The organism is Amycolatopsis umgeniensis, assembly GCF_014205155.1.
GTDB classification, from domain to species: domain Bacteria; phylum Actinomycetota; class Actinomycetes; order Mycobacteriales; family Pseudonocardiaceae; genus Amycolatopsis; species Amycolatopsis umgeniensis.
The window spans coordinates 2,508,116-2,525,945 of sequence record NZ_JACHMX010000001.1; the positions used below are offsets into that span (position 1 = coordinate 2,508,116).

16 protein-coding genes are annotated in these 17,830 nt (G+C 68.9%); 9 read left to right on the forward strand and 7 right to left on the reverse strand.

The features are described from left to right. The first annotated feature begins 53 nt into the window (after nt 1–53). Both HDA45_RS11260 and HDA45_RS11265 read left to right on the forward strand, forming a co-directional pair. On the forward strand, nt 54–1,115 hold the full coding sequence (locus HDA45_RS11260; protein ID WP_184894433.1) for a chymotrypsin family serine protease: 1,062 nt from the start codon (nt 54–56) through the stop codon (nt 1,113–1,115). After that, complete coding sequence (locus HDA45_RS11265) at nt 1,115–1,348, forward strand: hypothetical protein (protein WP_184894435.1); 234 nt, start codon at nt 1,115–1,117, stop codon at nt 1,346–1,348. Before HDA45_RS11260 ends, HDA45_RS11265 begins: the two co-directional genes overlap by 1 nt. Here the strand turns inward: HDA45_RS11265 and HDA45_RS11270 are convergent. Next, a complete protein-coding gene (locus tag HDA45_RS11270) occupies nt 1,336–3,102 on the reverse strand; it encodes a glycoside hydrolase family 2 protein (RefSeq protein ID WP_184905504.1) in 1,767 nt (588 codons plus the stop codon). The two genes, HDA45_RS11265 and HDA45_RS11270, sit on opposite strands and share 13 nt — an antisense overlap. 119 nt (nt 3,103–3,221) lie before the next feature. On the opposite strand from HDA45_RS11270, the gene HDA45_RS11275 reads away from it, so the two are divergent. Continuing rightward, nucleotides 3,222–4,475, forward strand: coding sequence for a glycosyltransferase family 4 protein (locus tag HDA45_RS11275; RefSeq protein ID WP_184894437.1), 1,254 nt, complete (start codon nt 3,222–3,224; stop codon nt 4,473–4,475). A 131-nt stretch (nt 4,476–4,606) separates the two neighbouring features. On the opposite strand, the gene HDA45_RS42785 is transcribed toward HDA45_RS11275, so the two are convergent. The 3 genes from HDA45_RS42785 to aceA form a co-directional block, all read right to left on the reverse strand. Further along, a complete protein-coding gene (locus HDA45_RS42785) occupies nt 4,607–4,738 on the reverse strand; it encodes a hypothetical protein (RefSeq protein WP_281400719.1) in 132 nt (43 codons plus the stop codon). 482 nt (nt 4,739–5,220) lie between these two features. Continuing rightward, a complete protein-coding gene (gene aceB / locus HDA45_RS11280) occupies nt 5,221–6,825 on the reverse strand; it encodes a malate synthase A (protein ID WP_184894439.1) in 1,605 nt (534 codons plus the stop codon). A 97-nt stretch (nt 6,826–6,922) separates the two neighbouring features. After that, a complete protein-coding gene (aceA, locus tag HDA45_RS11285) occupies nt 6,923–8,209 on the reverse strand; it encodes an isocitrate lyase (protein WP_184894441.1) in 1,287 nt (428 codons plus the stop codon). Between the two features lie 228 nt (nt 8,210–8,437). Here aceA and HDA45_RS11290 point away from each other — a divergent pair, with 228 nt between their 5' ends. Both HDA45_RS11290 and HDA45_RS11295 read left to right on the forward strand, forming a co-directional pair. Further along, nucleotides 8,438–9,865, forward strand: coding sequence for a short-chain fatty acyl-CoA regulator family protein (locus tag HDA45_RS11290; RefSeq protein ID WP_184894442.1), 1,428 nt, complete (start codon nt 8,438–8,440; stop codon nt 9,863–9,865). Between the two features lie 79 nt (nt 9,866–9,944). Further along, entirely contained in the window at nt 9,945–10,769 is an 825-nt protein-coding gene (locus HDA45_RS11295) for an NAD(P)H-binding protein (RefSeq protein ID WP_184894444.1), read from the forward strand. Between the two features lie 70 nt (nt 10,770–10,839). Here HDA45_RS11295 and ilvA read toward each other — a convergent pair whose 3' ends face one another. After that, complete coding sequence (gene ilvA, locus HDA45_RS11300) at nt 10,840–12,096, reverse strand: threonine ammonia-lyase IlvA (RefSeq protein ID WP_184894446.1); 1,257 nt, start codon at nt 12,094–12,096, stop codon at nt 10,840–10,842. 91 nt (nt 12,097–12,187) lie between these two features. On the opposite strand from ilvA, the gene ybiA reads away from it, so the two are divergent. Further along, nucleotides 12,188–12,754 (forward strand): riboflavin biosynthesis intermediates N-glycosidase, encoded by a 567-nt coding sequence (gene ybiA, locus HDA45_RS11305; RefSeq protein WP_184894448.1) that lies wholly within the window; start codon nt 12,188–12,190, stop codon nt 12,752–12,754. A 78-nt stretch (nt 12,755–12,832) separates the two neighbouring features. On the opposite strand, the gene HDA45_RS11310 is transcribed toward ybiA, so the two are convergent. Continuing rightward, nucleotides 12,833–13,591 carry an acyltransferase gene (locus tag HDA45_RS11310; RefSeq protein ID WP_184894450.1) on the reverse strand — a complete coding sequence of 253 codons (759 nt, stop codon included), beginning with the start codon at nt 13,589–13,591 and terminating at the stop codon, nt 12,833–12,835. A gap of 53 nt (nt 13,592–13,644) precedes the next feature. On the opposite strand from HDA45_RS11310, the gene HDA45_RS11315 reads away from it, so the two are divergent. From HDA45_RS11315 to HDA45_RS11325, 3 genes are all read left to right on the forward strand, one after another. Continuing rightward, nucleotides 13,645–14,604, forward strand: a complete 960-nt coding sequence (locus tag HDA45_RS11315) for a nucleoside hydrolase (RefSeq protein WP_184894452.1) — start codon at nt 13,645–13,647, stop codon at nt 14,602–14,604. After that, nucleotides 14,604–15,728 carry a C40 family peptidase gene (locus HDA45_RS11320; RefSeq protein ID WP_184894454.1) on the forward strand — a complete coding sequence of 375 codons (1,125 nt, stop codon included), beginning with the start codon at nt 14,604–14,606 and terminating at the stop codon, nt 15,726–15,728. The genes HDA45_RS11315 and HDA45_RS11320 overlap by 1 nt, the downstream gene beginning before the upstream one ends. Before the next feature lie 133 nt (nt 15,729–15,861). Further along, nucleotides 15,862–16,584, forward strand: a complete 723-nt coding sequence (locus tag HDA45_RS11325) for a Clp protease N-terminal domain-containing protein (protein WP_184894456.1) — start codon at nt 15,862–15,864, stop codon at nt 16,582–16,584. A gap of 66 nt (nt 16,585–16,650) precedes the next feature. On the opposite strand, the gene HDA45_RS11330 is transcribed toward HDA45_RS11325, so the two are convergent. Further along, nucleotides 16,651–17,781: an FAD-dependent oxidoreductase gene (locus tag HDA45_RS11330; RefSeq protein WP_184894458.1), complete on the reverse strand. Its 1,131-nt coding sequence runs from the start codon at nt 17,779–17,781 to the stop codon at nt 16,651–16,653. Nucleotides 17,782–17,830 lie beyond the last annotated feature (49 nt).

Sequence of the window (17,830 nt, forward strand, 5' to 3'; positions counted from 1 at the left end):
TCATCAGAGCTCGCACTTTCGTCAACGCCGACAAGCAGAAAAGTGTGGCCGACATGATCGAAAGCAACATGATCCCGAAGGAATTCCACTCACTGGCCGAAGTACAGGCGGCGGAGGAAGAAGGCCTGTTGGCCCGCCAGAACGTCGTGGGTGTCGCTCTCGGTACGAAGTGGTCGAAAGGCAAGGACACCGAGGAGAAGGCTCTCACGGTCCTCGTCGAGACCAAGCTCCCCCGCGACCTGATCCGCAAACAGGACGTCATTCCCCAGACCGTGTCCGGTGTTCCCACCGACGTGCAGGAGGTCGGCGTTCTCCAGGCGGGCCGCGGTCTCACCCAGACGAAGGGCAACGGACTGCCCGGCATGCTGGAGGAGTCCTCGGCGCCGACGCTGAGCCATCCCGAAGAACTGGCGCACGAACAGGTCGGCCCGTTCACGCTGGCCAAACGGTTCCGCCCGGCGTTCGGCGGCGTGAGCGTCGGCCACTTCAAGATCACCGCGGGCACTTACGGAACCGCCGTGTACGACGCCACCGCGTTCCCCGGGATCCCTCCCCGCTACTACATCCTGTCCAACAACCACGTTCTGGCGAACTCGAACGCCGCCGCCATCGGCGACCCGATCCTGCAACCGGGGCCGTTCGACGGCGGCACGGTGCCCGCGGACGTCATCGCGAAGCTCAGCCGGTTCGTCCCGATCAAGTTCATCCAGGCAGGGCAGCCCGCGCCGTTGAACCTCGTCGACGCCGCCATCGCCGAAGGCCAGTTCCATGACCTCGACCGGCGGATCTACTGGGTCGGCGACCTCAAGGGCACGAACGTCGCGCCCGCTGTCGGCACCGTCGTGCAGAAGACCGGCCGGACCACGAACTGGACGACCGGGCGGATCACCAACATCAACGCGACGGTGGACGTCAACTACGGCGGCGGCAGGGTGGCCCGGTTCGCGCAGCAGTTGCTGACCACGGCCTTCTCCGCGGGCGGCGACTCCGGCAGCCTGGTCGCGGATCTCAACGAGAACGCGGTCGGCCTCCTGTTCGCCGGTTCGCCGACGGTCACCGTGGTCAACCGGATCGTGCTGGTCGAGGCCGCGCTCGGGATCAGGGTGCACCCGTAGTGGCCGACGTGTCCGACAACGACACCGTCGACGCCGCCCTCGCCACGGCGTCACAGTGGCTCGACGACGTCCCCGGAGTGGTGGGGGTCGGGCAGGGCGAGGCCGAGGGGGCACCCACGATCGACGTGTGGATGACCCCTGGTCACGACCCCGGGCGACTGCCTTCTCAGCTGCTCGGGGTGCCCGTCCGGGTCCGTGATTCCGGCGGTCCGGTGGAGGCTCAGCCGGACTGACCCGCTTCGATGACCGCGCGGTTGCGGGCGGCGATGGTCGGCAGATCCGCCTTCACCACCCGCCGGTCATAGGTGAGCAGGCCGTTGACCTCGTTCTCGACGTCGGTGGTCTGGGTGTAGATCGCGCCGGAAAGGCCGGTTCCGGCGACGAGCCGCTCGAGGTGTCCGCTGACCTCGGCATAGCGCTTGGTCAGCTGTGTCGAGGTCAGCGTCATCTCGTAGGCCTGGGGTTTCCCCGGCCAGCGGTGCTCGTCGAGGACCAGGCCGAGTCCGCCGTATTCGCCGTCGACGATCACCCGATGGTCTTTCACCGCGGGCTTCCCCGGCCCGACGTAGGTGTGATCGTCGTAGACGTCGCCCGCGCCGGTGTCCGGCCGTGAGAAACAGCAGTTCACCCCGCTGTTCGCGACGACGAGCCTCGCCGGGTCGAGTTCCTTGACCAGTTTCGCGATCCGCGCGGTGTCGAATTCGCCCCAGCCCTCGTTGAACGGCACCCAGCCGACGATCGAGGTCACCCCGCGCAGTTGCTCGATCATCTCGGTCAGTTCGGCTTCGAAGCGCGCTTTCGCTTCCGGCACCGGATCGGGCGCGGGCCCGGGCGGGCCGTCGAAGGAGACGGTGAGCGACGGCATGTCCTGCCAGACGAGCAGCCCCAGCCTGTCCGCCCAGTGGTACCAGCGCTCCGGCTCGACCTTGACGTGTTTGCGGACGAAGTTGAAGCCGAGTTCCTTGGTCTTCTCCAGGTCGAAGCGCAGCGCCTCGTCGGTGGGGGCGGTGTAGATCCCGTCCGGCCAGTAGCCCTGGTCGAGCGGGCCGTGGAGGAAGGTGATCCGGCCGTTGAGCGCGATCCGCGGCCTGCCCTCGGCGTCGGTGACCGTCCCGATCGTGCGGAGCCCGGTGTAGGACTCGACGACGTCGAGAACGTTGCCGCTCTCGTCGAGCAGCCGGACTTCGACGTCGTAGAGATGGGGATCGTCCGGCGTCCACAAACGCGGCGAAGGCACCTCCGCGCGCAACGGCCGTCCCGCGTCGCCCACGACGCGTGCCACCTCCGGGCCACCGGGCTCGCTGACGATCACCTCCGCCCGCGCGCCACCTGTGACCTTGGGCACAACCGTCACCCCGGTGAGGTCCGGGGTCATCCGGAGATCCCCGACGTGCGCGGACGGCACCGGCTCCAGCCAGACGGTCTGCCAGATCCCCGACGCGGCGGTGTAGAAGATGCCTTTCGCGTCGTTGCGCTGCTTGCCGACGGCGTGCGTCGAGGCGTCGGTGCGATCCACCGCGCGGACGGTCAGTTCCTGCGATCCCGACGGCCGCAGCACGTCGGTGATGTCCGCGCTGAAGGCCGTGTACCCGCCTTCGTGGACGGCGACCTCCTGGTTGTTGACCCAGACCGTCGCGGACTGGTCGACGGCGCCGAAGTGGAGCACCACCCGCTGACCGTCCCATCCGGACGGAACCTGGAAAACCTTGCGGTACCACAGGGTCTCGTCGTGCCGTCCGATACCGGAGAGCGCAGACTCCGGCGGGTACGGCACCAGGATCCGCTCGCCGTATCCGTTCCGGCCGGGCGAGCGGTCGCCCGCGTACTCCCAGACGCCGTTGAGGTTCAGCCAGCGTTCGCGGACCAGTCGCGGGCGCGGATACTCCGGCAGGGCGTTGCCCGGTCCGACCTGGGCGGACCACGGGGTCGAGAGGACCGGTTCGACGGGCTTGAAGGCCGGTTCGGCCGCGTTCACCGAGGACGTCATCAGCCCGATGGTGGCAAAGATCGCCGTCCCTGTCGCCCTCGCGAAGATCATGATCGACTTTACCGCCGGGGGTGCTCGCCCCGTCCCGGTGACGACCGACTGACGAGTAACCTCCACCCATGCGCGTGCTGATGTTGTCGTGGGAGTACCCACCCGTGGTCGTCGGCGGACTCGCACGGCACGTCCACGCCCTGGCCAGGCACCTCGCCCGGCAGGGGCACGACGTGGTCGTCCTGTGCCGTCACACGGCGGGCACCGACGCCGAAACCCACCCGAGGACCGATCGCGTGGTCGAGGGCGTGCGGATCATCCGGGTCGCCGAGGATCCGATGCACGTGACCTTCGAACGGGACCTCGTCGCGTGGACGCTGGCCATGGGGCACGCGATGGTCCGCGCCGCGACCGATCTGCTGCGCACCTGGCAGCCGGACGTCGTGCACGCGCACGACTGGCTGGTCACCCACCCCGCGATCGCGATCGCGGAGGCCGCGCGGGTCCCGCTGGTCGGCACGATCCACGCCACCGAGGCCGGACGGCACTCCGGCTGGCTCTCGCATCCGCTGAACCAGCAGGTTCACTCGGTCGAATGGTGGCTCGCGAACCGCTCGGACGCGCTGATCACGTGCTCGCAGGCCATGCGCCGCGAGGTGTCGCATCTGTTCGAGGTCGACGGCGACGCGGTCACCGTGATCCACAACGGCATCGAAGAACGCACCTGGCAGGTGCCCGCGGAAGAGGTCGCGCACGCGCGCGAGGTCTACAGCCCCTCCGGCGCGCCGCTGCTGCTCTACTTCGGGCGGCTGGAATGGGAGAAGGGCGTGCAGGACCTGCTCGCCGCGCTCCCCCGGATCCGCCGCGCCAAACCGGGGACCAGGCTGGTCGTCGCGGGCAAGGGCAGGCATCTGGAGGAACTGGTCGAGCAGGCGCGCAAACTGCGCGTCCGCCGCGCGGTGGACTTCGTCGGGCACCTGTCCGACCGTGAACTGCGCGCCGTACTGGCCGCGGCCGACGCCGTCGTGCTGCCCAGCCGGTACGAACCGTTCGGGATCGTCGCGCTGGAGGCGGCCGCCGCGAAGGCGCCGCTCGTGGCGTCCACCGCCGGCGGGCTCGGCGAGGTCGTCGTCGACGGCGAAACCGGCCTGGCGTTCAGCCCCGGCGACGTCGACGCCCTCGGAGACGCCGTCGAGGCGGTGCTGGACGACGAGGTCGCCGCGGCACGACGGGCGCTGACAGCGCAATCGCGGCTGGCCGCGGATTTCGACTGGGGCCGGATCGCCGAGGCGACCGCCGCGGTCTACCGGCGTACGAAGACCGGCGAACCGGTGGAACTGGGCCGCCCGAAGATCGCGACGGGCAACGCTTTCGAGCCGTGAACCCGCGCCTTCAGAGGACTGAACGCGCTGGGGCGGAGGGGAATCCGGGCCGTCGGGGGACCCGGACCCCCTCCACGAGCGTCGCGGATCGCGAGGGGCGCGACCCACGGAACTGCTCTAGGTGACGAAGATCAGAAGTGGCAGGGACGGACACAGTCCGGCTGCGCCGAGACCGTCACCGAAGCCGACACGGCCGGTGCGGCGAGGGCGACCGCGAGGACGGCGAAAGCTGTGGCCAAGACCCTTCTCAACTGCTTCTTCATGGTGGCTCCTCGGGGATCCGGGCGGATTTCCCACCCGGCGCCGAGCATCCGCGCGACCCGCCGCGGAAACAACGGGGGTATCACTAGGTACCGCTACCTAATCGCGGTCCGTGACCGGTTCGTCCCTTTCCGCTGGTCCGCACCGGGTTCGCGACCAGGACGAAAACCGTGACTCGCGTGATCAGAGACCGCACTCGCGTGATTGGAGCCGGAACTCACGTGATTGGGGACCGCATCGCGAGTTCCGGGTCTGATCACGCGAGTTCCGGGTCTGATCACGCGACGAAGGCCCCGCCCACGACGGTGTGGGGGTGGACGGGGCCTCCGCGACGGCGCGCGCCCGACAGCGCTACCGGAAGGAGCGCGCGCGTGAAGCGGGTCCGGTGGCGGGGAGCCTCCGCCACCGGACCCGTTGGGCCACACCGTCCCAAACCGGTGTGGAACCCGGCCGCCCCGCGTCAGGTAGGGGCGGCCGGAGCCTGTCAGTGCGTGGTCAGGTACCGCGCGTACGCACCGGTCGTCAGGAAGCTCGGCAGCTTCTCGCCCAGCGCGGTCTCGGTGAAGATCTCGTAGGCGTCGCCGAGACGGTTGGCCTCGCCCAGTTCGGACCGCACCGACGCCAGCTCTTCGTCCAAATAGGACACGGTGAGCTCGCGGGTGAGCGCGGTGCCGTCTTCGAGCTTGGTGCCGTTGCGGATCCACTGCCAGATCTGGCAACGGGCGATCTCGGCGGTGGCGGCGTCCTCCATCAGATTGTGGATCGCCGCCGCACCGGTCCCGCGCAGCCAGGCGTCGATGTAGCGCAGCGCGACGTTGATGTTGGCGCGGACACCGGCCTCGGTGACCTCGCCACCGGCGCTGGCGACGTCGAGCAGGTCCTCGGCGGTGACGACGACGTCCTCACGGAGCTTGCCGAGCTGGTTGGGCCAGCCGCCGAGGACACCGTCGAACACCTCGCGGCAGACCGGGACGAGGCCGGGGTGCGCGACCCACGATCCGTCGAAACCGTCGTTCGCCTCGCGTTCCTTGTCCTGACGGACCTTTTCCAGCGCGGTCGCGTTGATCTCCGGGTCCTTGCTCGGGATGAACGCGGCCATGCCGCCGATGGCGTGCGCCCCGCGTTTGTGGCAGGTGCGCACCAGAAGCTCGGTGTAGGCCCGCATGAACGGGACGGTCATCGTCACCTGCGCGCGGTCCGGGAGCACGAAGTCCGCGCCGTGCGACGAGAAGTTCTTGATGACGCTGAAGATGTAGTCCCAGCGGCCGGCGTTGAGCCCGGCGATGTGCTCGCGCAGTTCGTAGAGGATCTCCTCCATCTCGAACGCGGCGGTGATCGTCTCGATCAGCACGGTCGCCCGGATCGTGCCACGCGGGATGCCGAGTTCCCGTTGCGCCAGCAGGAAGACGTCGTTCCACAGCCGGGCTTCGAGGTGGTTCTCGAGCTTCGGCAGGTAGAAGTACGGGCCGCTGCCGCGGGCCAGCAGCTGGCGCGCGTTGTGGAAGAAGTAGAGGCCGAAGTCGACCAGGCTCGCCGAAACCGGGCGGCCGTCGATGCGGATGTGCTTCTCCACCAGGTGCCAGCCGCGCGGGCGGGCGACGATCGTCGCGGGCTCGTCGCCGATCGTGTAGCGCTTGCCGGCCTCGGTGGTGAAGTCGATGTTGCGGCGGATCGCGTCGAACAGGTTGAGCTGGCCGTCGATCACGTTGTGCCAGGTCGGCGAGGTCGCGTCCTCGAAGTCGGCGAGCCAGACCTTCGCGCCGGAGTTGAGCGCGTTGACCGTCATCTTGCGGTCGGTCGGGCCGGTGATCTCGACGCGGCGGTCTTCGAGACCGGGCGCGGCCGGGGCGACCGACCAGCTGCTGTCGTCGCGGACGGCGTGCGTCTCGGGCAGGAAACCCAGCGGCTTCTCGCCGGATTGCAGCTCTTCGCGGCGCAGACGGCGGGCGTCGAGCAGTTCACGGCGGCGTCCGGCGAACGCGTTGTCGAGCTTGGCCACGAAGTCCAGCGCGGCCGGGGTGAGGATCTCGGCGAACCGGTCACCGGCGGGTCCGCAGACGTCGATCCGGTAGTTCAGCTTCTCAACCATGGTGTGCCTCCGCTGGCTTCGCGAAAGAGATAAAGGGATGGGAGGTGGCGGTCTCCCGGGGTCGAAAGACCGCCACCTGCTCACTGCTTGCGAGGGATCAGAACTGCTCGGCCTCGGTGGAACCCTTGAGCGCGGTGGTCGAGCTCTCCGGGTTCAGCGCGGTCGCGACGTTGTCGAACCAGCCGGTGCCGACCTCGCGCTGGTGCTTCGTGGCGGTGTAACCGCGGTCCTCCGAAGCGAACTCGCGCTCCTGCAGGTCGACGTAGGCGGTCATGCCCTCACGGGCGTAACCGTGCGCCAGGTCGAACATCGAGTAGTTCAGGGCGTGGAAGCCGGCCAGGGTGATGAACTGGAACTTGTAACCCATGTGGCCGAGTTCGCGCTGGAACTTCGCGATCGTCGCGTCGTCCAGGTGCTTCTTCCAGTTGAACGACGGCGAGCAGTTGTAGGCCAGCATCTGGTCCGGGTACTTCGCCTTGATGGCCTCGGCGAACTGGCGGGCGACCTCGAGGTCCGGCTTGGAGGTCTCCATCCACAGCAGGTCGGCGTACTCGGCGTAGGCGAGACCGCGGTCGATGCAGGGGTCGATGCCGTTGGTGACGTTGTAGAAGCCCTCGGCGGTGCGCTCGCCGGTGACGTACTTGCGGTCACGCTCGTCGACGTCGCTGGTGATCAGCGTCGCGGCCTGGGCGTCGGTGCGGGCGACGATCAGCGACGGCACGTTCAGCACGTCCGCGGCGAGGCGGGCGGCGTTCAGCGTGCGCTCGTGCTGCTTGGTCGGGATCAGCACCTTGCCGCCGAGGTGGCCGCACTTCTTCTCGGACGCGAGCTGGTCCTCCCAGTGCACACCCGCGGCACCGGCGGCGATCATGCCCTTCATCAGCTCGAAGGCGTTGAGCGGGCCACCGAAGCCGGCTTCGGCGTCGGCGACGATCGGGGCGAACCAGTCGGTGTCGGTGTTGCCCTCGGCCCAGTTGATCTGGTCGGCGCGGCCCAGCGCGTTGTTGATGCGGCGGACGACGGCGGGCACCGAGTTGGCCGGGTAGAGGCTCTGGTCCGGGTAGGTCTGGCCGGAGAGGTTGGCGTCGGCGGCGACCTGCCAGCCGGACAGGTAGATGGCCTTGAGGCCGGCGCGGACCTGCTGCACCGCCTGGTTGCCGGTCAGCGCGCCCAGCGAGTGGACGTAGTCCTCGGTGTGCAGGAGGTCCCAAAGCTTCTCGGCACCGCGGCGGGCGAGCGTGTGCTCCTCGACCACGCTGCCGCGCAGCTTGACCACGTCAGCGGCAGAGTACGACCGCTTCACTCCCGCCCAGCGGGGGTCGGACTCCCACTGCTTGGTCAGTTCGGCCGCCGCCTTCTCGAGCTGCTGCGCGTGCTCAGTCATCGGATTCTCCCGGTGTTGCGAAGTTTGCGAGTGATCGCCTTTCCTGATCCGACCCTGACATGACAGGGGAAATCCGATCCAGGCCTCCAATTTGCCAATTTCTGCGAAGCTTCCGTAGCATCTTGCAAAGGTTGCGAATCACAGGTTCGCAAGTGGAGCGAAAATCCACGGGCTTGACCGTTCACTGAATCGTTCAGGCCCGGAAACCTTGCGGACAGAGAGGCCTCAGTGGACAAAACCTTCGCCGGAGCGAAGCTGCGGCATCTGCGGGAAAGCCGGTCGATGAGCCAGGCGGATCTCGCCCGTGTGCTGGAGATCTCACCCAGTTACCTCAACCAGATCGAGCACAACTCGCGTCCGCTGACCGTCCCGGTGCTCCTTCGCATCACGCAAGCGTTCGGAGTGGACACCGAGTTCTTCGCGAACAACGACACCGCCCGGCTGGTGGCGGACGTGAAGGAGGCGCTGCTCGACGAGGTGCTCGGCGTCGACGTCACGACCAGCGAGCTCAACGACCTCGCCACGAACCTGCCGACGATCGCCCAGGCCCTGGTCAAACTGCATCGCAGCTATCGCAACTCGGTCGAGAACACCGCCGCGCTGACCACGGAGAACGGGCTGGGCATGCACGGCAGCGCGGCCGGGTCGTTGCCGCACGAAGAGGTCCGCGACTTTTTCTACGAGCGGGAGAACTACGTCGCCGAGCTGGACGAACGCGCCGAACGGATGGCGCACGACATCCCGTTGCAGCGCGGCCGGGTGCTCGTGGCACTGAAGGACACCCTGATCCAGCGCTACGGCGTCGACGTCACGAACGAAGGCATCGACGAGGCCAACGGCGAACAGCACCGGTACGAACCGGGGCCGCGGGTGTTGCGGCTGGCACCGAGCCTGCGCGTCGGGCAGCAGGCGTTCCGGATGGCCTCGCAGATCGCGCTGCTCGACTACGACGACCTGATCACCGAACTCGCCGATTCGTGGGCCTTCTCCGGCCCGGCCGCGCGTTCGCTGGCGAGGGTCGGGCTGGCGAACTACTTCGCGGGCGCCCTGATCCTCCCCTATGGACCGTTCCTCTCCACCGCGGAACGCTTCCGCTACGACATCGAGCGGCTGTGCGACCACTTCGGCGTCGGCTTCGAGACGGTCTGCCACCGGCTCTCGACCTTGCAGCGGCCGAAGAACCGCGGCGTGCCGTTCTCGTTCGTGCGCGTCGACAGGGCGGGGAACATGTCGAAACGCCAGTCCGCGGCCGGTTTCCACTTCTCCCGCGTCGGCGGTGCTTGTCCACTGTGGAACATCTACGAGGCGTTCACCCAGCCGGGCAAGATCCTCACCCAGATCGCGACCCTTCCCGACGGCAAGAGCTACTTCTGGATCGCGCGGACGGTGTCGCGCAACATCGGCGGTTACGGCAGCCCCGGCAAGACGTTCACCGTCGGCCTCGGCTGCGAACTACGGCACGCGAAACGGCTGATCTATTCGACCGGGCTCGATCTCGACGACCGCGACGCGGCCACCCCGATCGGCATGGGTTGCAAAGTCTGCGAACGCCCGGCCTGCTCGCAGCGCGCGTTCCCGACGATCGGCAAGCAGCTGACCGTGGACGAGAACACCAGCACCTTCGTCCCGTACCCGGCGGTGCCCAAGGCGCCTTGAGCCGACTTGATCTCCCTGGCAGGGTTGCCGACGACGGCCGTCGCGGTGTGACGGCGGCCACCGCACTGGGGAGAACTGAATGATCTTGGTGACCGGAGCAGGCGGGAACGTCGGCTCGGAACTGACCACAATCCTGGCGCGCGGCGGACATCCCGTCAGAGCGCTGGTCCGCACGCCCCGGCCGCTGCCGGACGGGGCCGAAGGCGTGCCGGGCGATCTCAACGAACCGACCAGCCTGAAACCCGCGCTGGACGGCGTCCGGGCGGTGTTCCTGCTCGGCGGCTACGACGACATGGCGGGTGCGCTCGCGGTGATGCGGGACGCGGGCGTCGAGCAGATCACGCTGCTGTCGTCGCGTTCGGTCGTCGGCGGGCACCCGGACAACGCCGTCGCCGGGATGCACATGGCGGCCGAGGCGTCGGTGCGCGCGTCCGAACTGGCCTGGACGTTCCTGCGGCCGAGCGGGTTCATGTCGAACACGCTGCAGTGGGCAGCGCAGCTTCGAACGGGTGACGTCGTACGCGAGCCGTTCGCGAACGTGCCGGTGGCGACGATCGATCCGCACGACATCGCCGCCGTCGCCGCGGAATCCCTGACCACGCCGGGACACGAGGGGCGCGCGTACGCCATCACCGGTCCCGGCTCGCTCCGGCCCGCCGACAGGCTGCGCGTGCTGGGCGAACTGCTGGGCCGCGACCTGCGGCTGGAGCCGCTTTCGGACGCCGAAGCCCGCGTGACGATGAGCGCGGAGATGCCGGAGAAGTACGTCGACGCCTTCTTCCGCTTCTTCGCCGAGGGTGAGTTCGACGACTCGGAGGTCACGGGCGCCGTCCAGGACCTCACCGGACGCGAGCCGCGGCCGTTCGCGAACTGGGCGCGAGCCCACCTCGCCGCCTTCCGCTAGCCGCGTTTCGTCCTCTGGATGCGGTAGTGGCAAGCGCAAGTACCGCATCCAGAGGACTGAACGCGTGGTGTCACACCAAGAAGTGGAAGAGCGGGCTGCCCGGCTCCACGCGCTCCACCTGCAGCGGGCTCACTTCCAGGCGGTGCAGCAGGCCTTCCAGATCACCGGCACGCGCGAGTTCGATGCCGATCAGCGCCGGACCGGTCTCACGGCTGTTGCGCTTGACGTACTCGAACCGCGTGATGTCGTCGTCCGGCCCGAGGACCTCGTCGAGGAACCGCCTGAGCGCGCCGGGCTCCTGCGGGAACCCCACCAGGAAGTAGTGCTTCAGTCCCTCGTGGATCAGCGACCGTTCGAGCACTTCGCCGTAGCGGCTGACGTCGTTGTTGCCGCCGGAGACGACGCACACCACGATCTGCCCGGGGTCGATCTTCACCGCCGAGCCCAGCGCCGCGGTCGCGAGCGCGCCCGCGGGTTCGGCGATCACGCCGTCGGACTGGTACATCGCGAGCATCTCCGTGCAGATCGCACCCTCGGCGACGTCGGTGAGCTCGACCCCGCCGTCGCGGACCAGCGGATACGTCACCGAGCCCGCCAGCGCGACCGCCGCGCCGTCGACGAACGTGTCGACGCCTTCGAGCCGCACGGGCTCACCGGCCGCCACCGCGGCCGCCATACAGGCCGCGCCCGCCGGTTCGACGCCGACGATCCGCATCTCCGGTGCCCGTTCCGCGGCCCACGCGGCGATCCCCGCGAGCAGACCGCCACCGCCGACCGGCACCACCATGACATCCGGGATGAATCCGAGCTGCGCGACGACCTCCATTGCGACCGTGCCTTGCCCCGCGACCGTCTCCGGCGCGTCGAAAGCGGGGACCAGCGTCGCGCCGGTGCTCTCCGCGTCGTGCTTCGCGGCGGTGAAGGCGTCTTCGTACGTCTCGCCGACGACGATGACCTCGATATGCGAGCCGCCCAGCGTCGCGATCCGCTCGCGCTTCTGCCGGGGAGTCGTGCCGGGCACGTAGACGCGGCCGTTCGCGCCGAGACGGCGGCACGCGTACGCGACGCCCTGCGCGTGGTTGCCAGCGCTCGCGCAGACAACGCCGCGTTCCCGGTGGGCGGCGTCGAGCTGGACGATGAAGTTGTAGGCACCGCGGATCTTGTACGAACGCACTGTCTGGAGGTCTTCGCGTTTGAGCCAGACCCTGGCGTCGACCCGCGCCGAGAGGCGCTCGTTCGGCTCGAGCGGCGTGCGGGTCACCACCCCGGCCAGTCGTTTCGCGGCCTCTTCGACCGTTCGGGCGCTCACCGTTTCGATCCCTTGCACGAATGCTGAATGTACCTACCACCTCGGGCCACGTCGGAGAGTGGTCCAGTGGGTGCGCGGGATGTCGGTGGCTTGTGGTCCACTGGTCGCCATGGTGAGCAAGGTCGACGGAGTCCGGAGTCTCGATGCGTTGCGCGAGCTGGTCCACAGTGGCGCGGAGCCCGAGTACCAGCTCTTCTACGGCCACACCCCGCTCAAGAGCGGCCGGGTCAACGCGGCCTGCCTGAGCCAGTGGTGGCTGGCGCCGTTCGTCGCGGGCGGCGAGCGGTACCCGACGGCCGAGCACTACATGATGGCGAGCAAGGCCGAACTGTTCGGCGATTACGAGGCCGCGGAGAACATTCGTCAGGCGCCGGACCCCAAAACCGCCAAGATCCTCGGCCGCGAGGTCTCGGGCTTCGACGGGGACAAGTGGGAGCGGCACCGCTTCGACATCGTCGTCGACGGGAACCTGGAGAAGTTCCGCCAGCACGCCGAGCTGGGCGAGTTCCTGCTGAGCACGGGCGACAAGGTGATCGTCGAGGCATCGAAGATGGACCTGGTCTGGGGCAGCGGCGTCGCCCGTGACGACAAGAACGCCACGCGCCCCGACTACTGGCGCGGGCAGAACCTCCTGGGCTTCGCGCTCATGGAGGTCCGGGAGCAGCTGCGCGGCTAGCGCGGTTGAAGGGGACTTTCCCCGCGTCTCATGCAGGGAAAGCGCCCCTCACCGCGTGCGATGCGGGGAAAGTCCCCTTCAGCTCTCGGCGCCCAGGGTCTTCTGCAGAGCCTTGTTCGCCTTCCGCGCCATGTCCGCGACAGCCTCTCGGCGAGCGGCGTCGGCGGCGTAGTCGTCCTGCCGGTTCCGCACCACGCGGGCGGGCGAGCCGACCGCGATCGAGTAGTCCGGGATCTCGCCCCGCACCACGGCGTGCGCGCCGAGGACGCAGCCGCGGCCGACCCTGGTGCCTTTGAGCACGGAGACCTTGGTGCCGATCCAGGTGTCCGGCCCGATCCGCACCGGTGACTTCACGATGCCCTGATCCTTGATCGGGACGGTGATGTCCGTGGTGACATGGTCGAAATCGCAGATGTACACCCAGTCCGCGACGAGCGTGGCCGCGCCGAGTTCGATGTCGAGATAGCCGTTGAGGACGTTCTGACGTCCGAACACCGCCTTGTCACCGATGCGCAGCGAACCCTCGTGGCAGCGGATCGCGTTGCCGTCGCCGATGTGCACCCAGCGGCCGATCTCCAGCCGTCCGTATCCGGGGCGGCAGTGGATCTCGACGTCCTTGCCGAGGAACACCATGCCGCGCAGGATGATGTGCGGATTCGCGACGCGGAACTTCAGCAGCCGCCAGTACCGGACCAGGTACCAAGGCGTGTACGCGCGGTTTCGCAGCACCCAGCGCAGCGAATCCTTGGTCAGGAACTTCGCCTGACGCGGATCACGACGGGCCTGGCCCCAAGCGCGGAGCCGCGACAGCGCGGGCGCACCCCACATGGACGTCATACGGGTGACCGTAACCTGTGATCAGGCCGCCGACCGCAAAGGGGAGCACGCGCATGGGCACCAAGCTGATCATCGACACGGACCCGGGGGTCGACGACGCCTTCGCGCTGGCCTTGGCCACCCGTTCCGAGGACGTCGACCTGCTGGGCGTGACCACGGTGTTCGGCAACGTCCCGCTGAGCCACACCACCGCCAACGCCCGCCGCCTGCTGCAGCTTTTCGGCCGCGAGGACGTCCCCGTCGCCGCCGGCGCGGAGCGGCCGCTGGTGTACGACAACGCCAAGCCCGCCGGGTTCGTGCACGGTCAGGACGGCCTGTCCGGCCACGCCGGCACACTGCCGGAGGCGAAGCGCGCTCTCGACGAACGCGGCGCCGTCCGCCTGCTGGTGGATCTGCTGGAAGCCGCCGACGAGCCGGTGACCATCGCCCCGATCGGCCCGCTCACGAACATCGCGCTGCTGCTGGCGGCCCATCCGCAGATCCGCGAGAAGATCGGCCGGATCGTCATCATGGGCGGCGGGGTGACCAAGGGGAACTCCACCACGGCCGCCGAGTTCAACATCTGGAGCGATCCCGAGGCCGCGCGCCGGGTGCTGGTCGACGGGGACATCCCGACGGTGCTGGTGCCGCTGGACATCACGCACCAGTGCTCGGTCGACACGACCTGGCTCGGCAAACTCGCCGCGTCCGGCCCGCTCGGCGCGGCGCTCGAAGCGCTCACGCCCACCTATGTCGAGCACTACACCCCGATCCTCGGTTTCCCCGGGATGGTCATGCACGACGCGGTCGCGGTGGCCGAAGCGATCCGGCCGGGCATCCTCGACACCGAGTCGTACCCCGTGGACGTCGAGTGCGGCTTCGGCCCCGCGCGCGGCGCGACACTCGTAGACCGGCGAAGGCTGCGAAGCACCGATCCGCAGACCGTGCCGGGCCGCACCATCGACGTCGCGCTGACCACCGACGTCGACGCCTTCCGCGGGTTCGTGCTCGACCGCATCGTCGGGGGTCTCTGATGGAACAGGAAACCTCCCGCCGACGCAGACTTCCGGTGATCATCGCCGCCGTCGTCGTCGCGGGCGCCGCATTGGTCGCCGCCATCACCTTCGCGCCGAAGGAAGCTCCGAAGACGGAAGCCGCCGCCGTCCAGTCGACGGTCCCGCCCGCCCCGCCGACGTCGTCCGCCCCCGCGGAAATACCGAAAGAACAGCCGAAGGTCCCGCAGCAGATGGGGCAGGAGTTCGACGCCTGGGTGTCGAAGACCAGCGGCTGGCTCGACATCCCGCTGCGCGCGATGACCGGCTACGCGAAGACCACCGTCGCGCTGAGCAAGGAAACGCCGGGCTGCCGTCTGTCCTGGGTGACGCTGGCGGCGCTCGGGAAGATCGCTTCGGACCACGGCCGCGCCACCGGCTCGAGCCTCAACGCCGACGGGGTGATGACCGTGCCGCTCGGCGCGGTCGAGGTCCGCGACTTCTACAACAAGGTCGTCTCGTCCGCGAACGCCAGCGGTCCGCTGCAACTGGCGCCGTCGGTGTGGAACCAGTTCCAGGCCTCGGCGAGCGGCGGGAAACCGAACCAGCAGAACATCGACGACGCCACGCTCACCGCCGGACGCGCCCTGTGCGCGGGCGGCCGCGACCTCGGCCAGGGCCAGACGTGGTGGAACGCGGTGAGCACGCTGCAGCCCGCGCCGCTGCTGATGCACCGCACCCTCGCGACGGTGAACGTCTACGGCACCGTCGGCCAGAACCCGCAGCCGCCGAACGCGGCGGCGCTGAGCGCGGTCAACTTCGCCATCGACAAGATCGGCCTGCCCTACGTCTGGGGCGGCAACGGCACCGGCGGCGGCGACCCCGGTTTCGACTGCTCCGGCCTCACGACGGCCGCGTACGCGAGCGCCGGCGTCAAGCTCATGCGCACCGCCCACACGCAGTACCACAGCGTGAACAAGGTGACCGATCCCCAGCTGGGCGACCTGATCTTCTACGGCGAGCCGAACACGAAGATCCACCACGTCGGGCTGTACATCGGGAACCAGCAGATGATCGACGCCCCGCAGACCGGGCAGGCGGTGCAGGTGCACACCTACCGGAAGCAGGGCGACGACTACGCCGGAGCGGGCCGCCCGGCCGCCTGACCGCCCCAAGTACGTGAAGGCCCCCTTCCTTGCGCTAGACGCAAGGAAGGGGGCCTTCCTGCACTACCCGATTGACCATACCCCCAAGGGGGGTTATAAATGGGGTTAGTCATCACTGGGAGGAGCGGCCGCGATGCCGAAGATCAACGTGTATCTGCCCGACGACCTGGCCGAGGCGGTCAAGGCGACCGGGGTGCCGGTCTCGGCGATCTGCCAGCGGGCACTGGAGCAGTCGGTGCGGCGCGTGGCGGCGATCCGGGCGACCGTGCTGGGCGATCTGGAGACCGAAGACCCGACGGCCCAGCTCTCGCAGTTCACCGAACGCACGCGCACCGTGGTCAAGCTCGCGATCGACCGGGCGCGCGCGAGCGGCGCCGCCGACGTCGGCACGGAACACCTGCTGCACGGAATGCTCACCGAGGGGACCAATCTCGCCCTGCACGTGCTGCGCGCGATGGAGATCGATCCCGCCCACGTGGCACGGGCGCTGGCCAACGCCGCACCGGCAGCGGAGGCTTCCGAGGCCCCGCCGGCGACACAGTTCAGCGGCGCCACGGCCAACGCGCTGGAATTGACCGTGACCGAGGCCCTCGCGCTGGGCCACAACTACGTCGGCTGCGAACATCTCCTGCTCGGCCTGATCGGCGAACCCGACGGGACGGGCGGGCGCGTCCTGCGGGAGGCGGGCGCAGACCTGCGCACCGCGCGCCGGACGGTCGTGGCCGCGCTCACCGGCTACACCCACCTCCGCGCCCAGACGAGCACCACGGACGCCGCGGCCATGATCACCGCGGCGGTCCGTCAGGAGCTACGCCCTGTCCTCGATCGCATCGAACGGCTGGAACAGCGGACGTGACATGCGAATCCTCTCGTCCGCCGCACTGGCCCTGCTCACCGCGATCCTGGTGCTCATCATGATCGGCTAAGAATTCCGCTCCTCGAACAGGCCGAGCAGGCTCGGCGGGAGTTCCTCGCCGAACACGCTTTCCATCAGGAGTTCCTCGTCGATGGGCGTTTCACCGCGGACGAACATGGCCTGCTCGTACTCGACGAGAGCGGCCTCGACGTCACCGGGATGCGCGGCGAGGGACTTGCCGAGTTCGGCGCCGTCGAGCATCGCCAGGTTGGCGCCTTCGCCGTTCGCCAGCGCGAGATGGGCGGCGTCGCCGAGCAGGGTCGCCCCCGGAACGCGAGCCCATCGCGTCCCGAACGGCAGGGCGTAGGCGGGACGGTGGATCGGCGCGATGTCGCTTTCGGTGATCAGCGCGGTGAGCTCGGGCGCCCAGTCGTCGAACTCCGCCGCGATCCGCGCCTTGGCGGCATCGGCGTCGGTGAAGTCGATGGGGTCGAACCAGTCCAGCGGCTTGCCGAGTTCGATATAGGCGTGCAAGGTGTCGCCGGTTTCGCGGTGGGCGTTGATGCCCATGCCCTGCTCGGCCCCGTTCCCGAACATCGACCCGCCGCCGACCGTTTTCGCCACGCCGGGGTGCCGGGTGTCGGCGTCGTACAGATAGGTCTCGACGATCGACGTGCCGGAGTATTCGGGGACGGCGTCCGTGAGCAGCGGCCGGACCCGTGACCACGCGCCGTCGGCGCCGACCAGGAGATCGGCGACGACGGTGCGGCCGTCCTCGAATGCCACCTCGTGGCGGCCGTCTTCGAGCGTCCGGGCACCGACCGCCCGGTACCCCCAGCGGACGGTGCCTTCGGGGAGCGAGTCGATCAGCATCCGCCGCAGGTCGCCGCGCAGCGCCTCGGGACGGCCGCCCGTGCCGTCGTCCCCCCTCTCGAACAGGACGGTCCCGTCCATGGCGAAGACCCGCAATGCCTGGCGGCCTTCGAGGACGATGCTCTGGAACTCGTCCATCAGTCCTGCCGCTTCGAGGGCGAGTTGCCCGTTGTAGTCGTGGATGTCGAGCATCCCGCCCTGCGACCGCGCGGCGGGGGACGCCTCGGCTTCATAAACCGCCGCCGGGACCCCGTGGACGTGCAGGACGCGGGCCAGGGTGAGGCCGCCGAGCCCGGCGCCGATGATCGTGACCGGTGTGTGCATGGTGACTCCTCGAAGTCGTGACTGGAATGACATTCCAGAGACTGTCGGG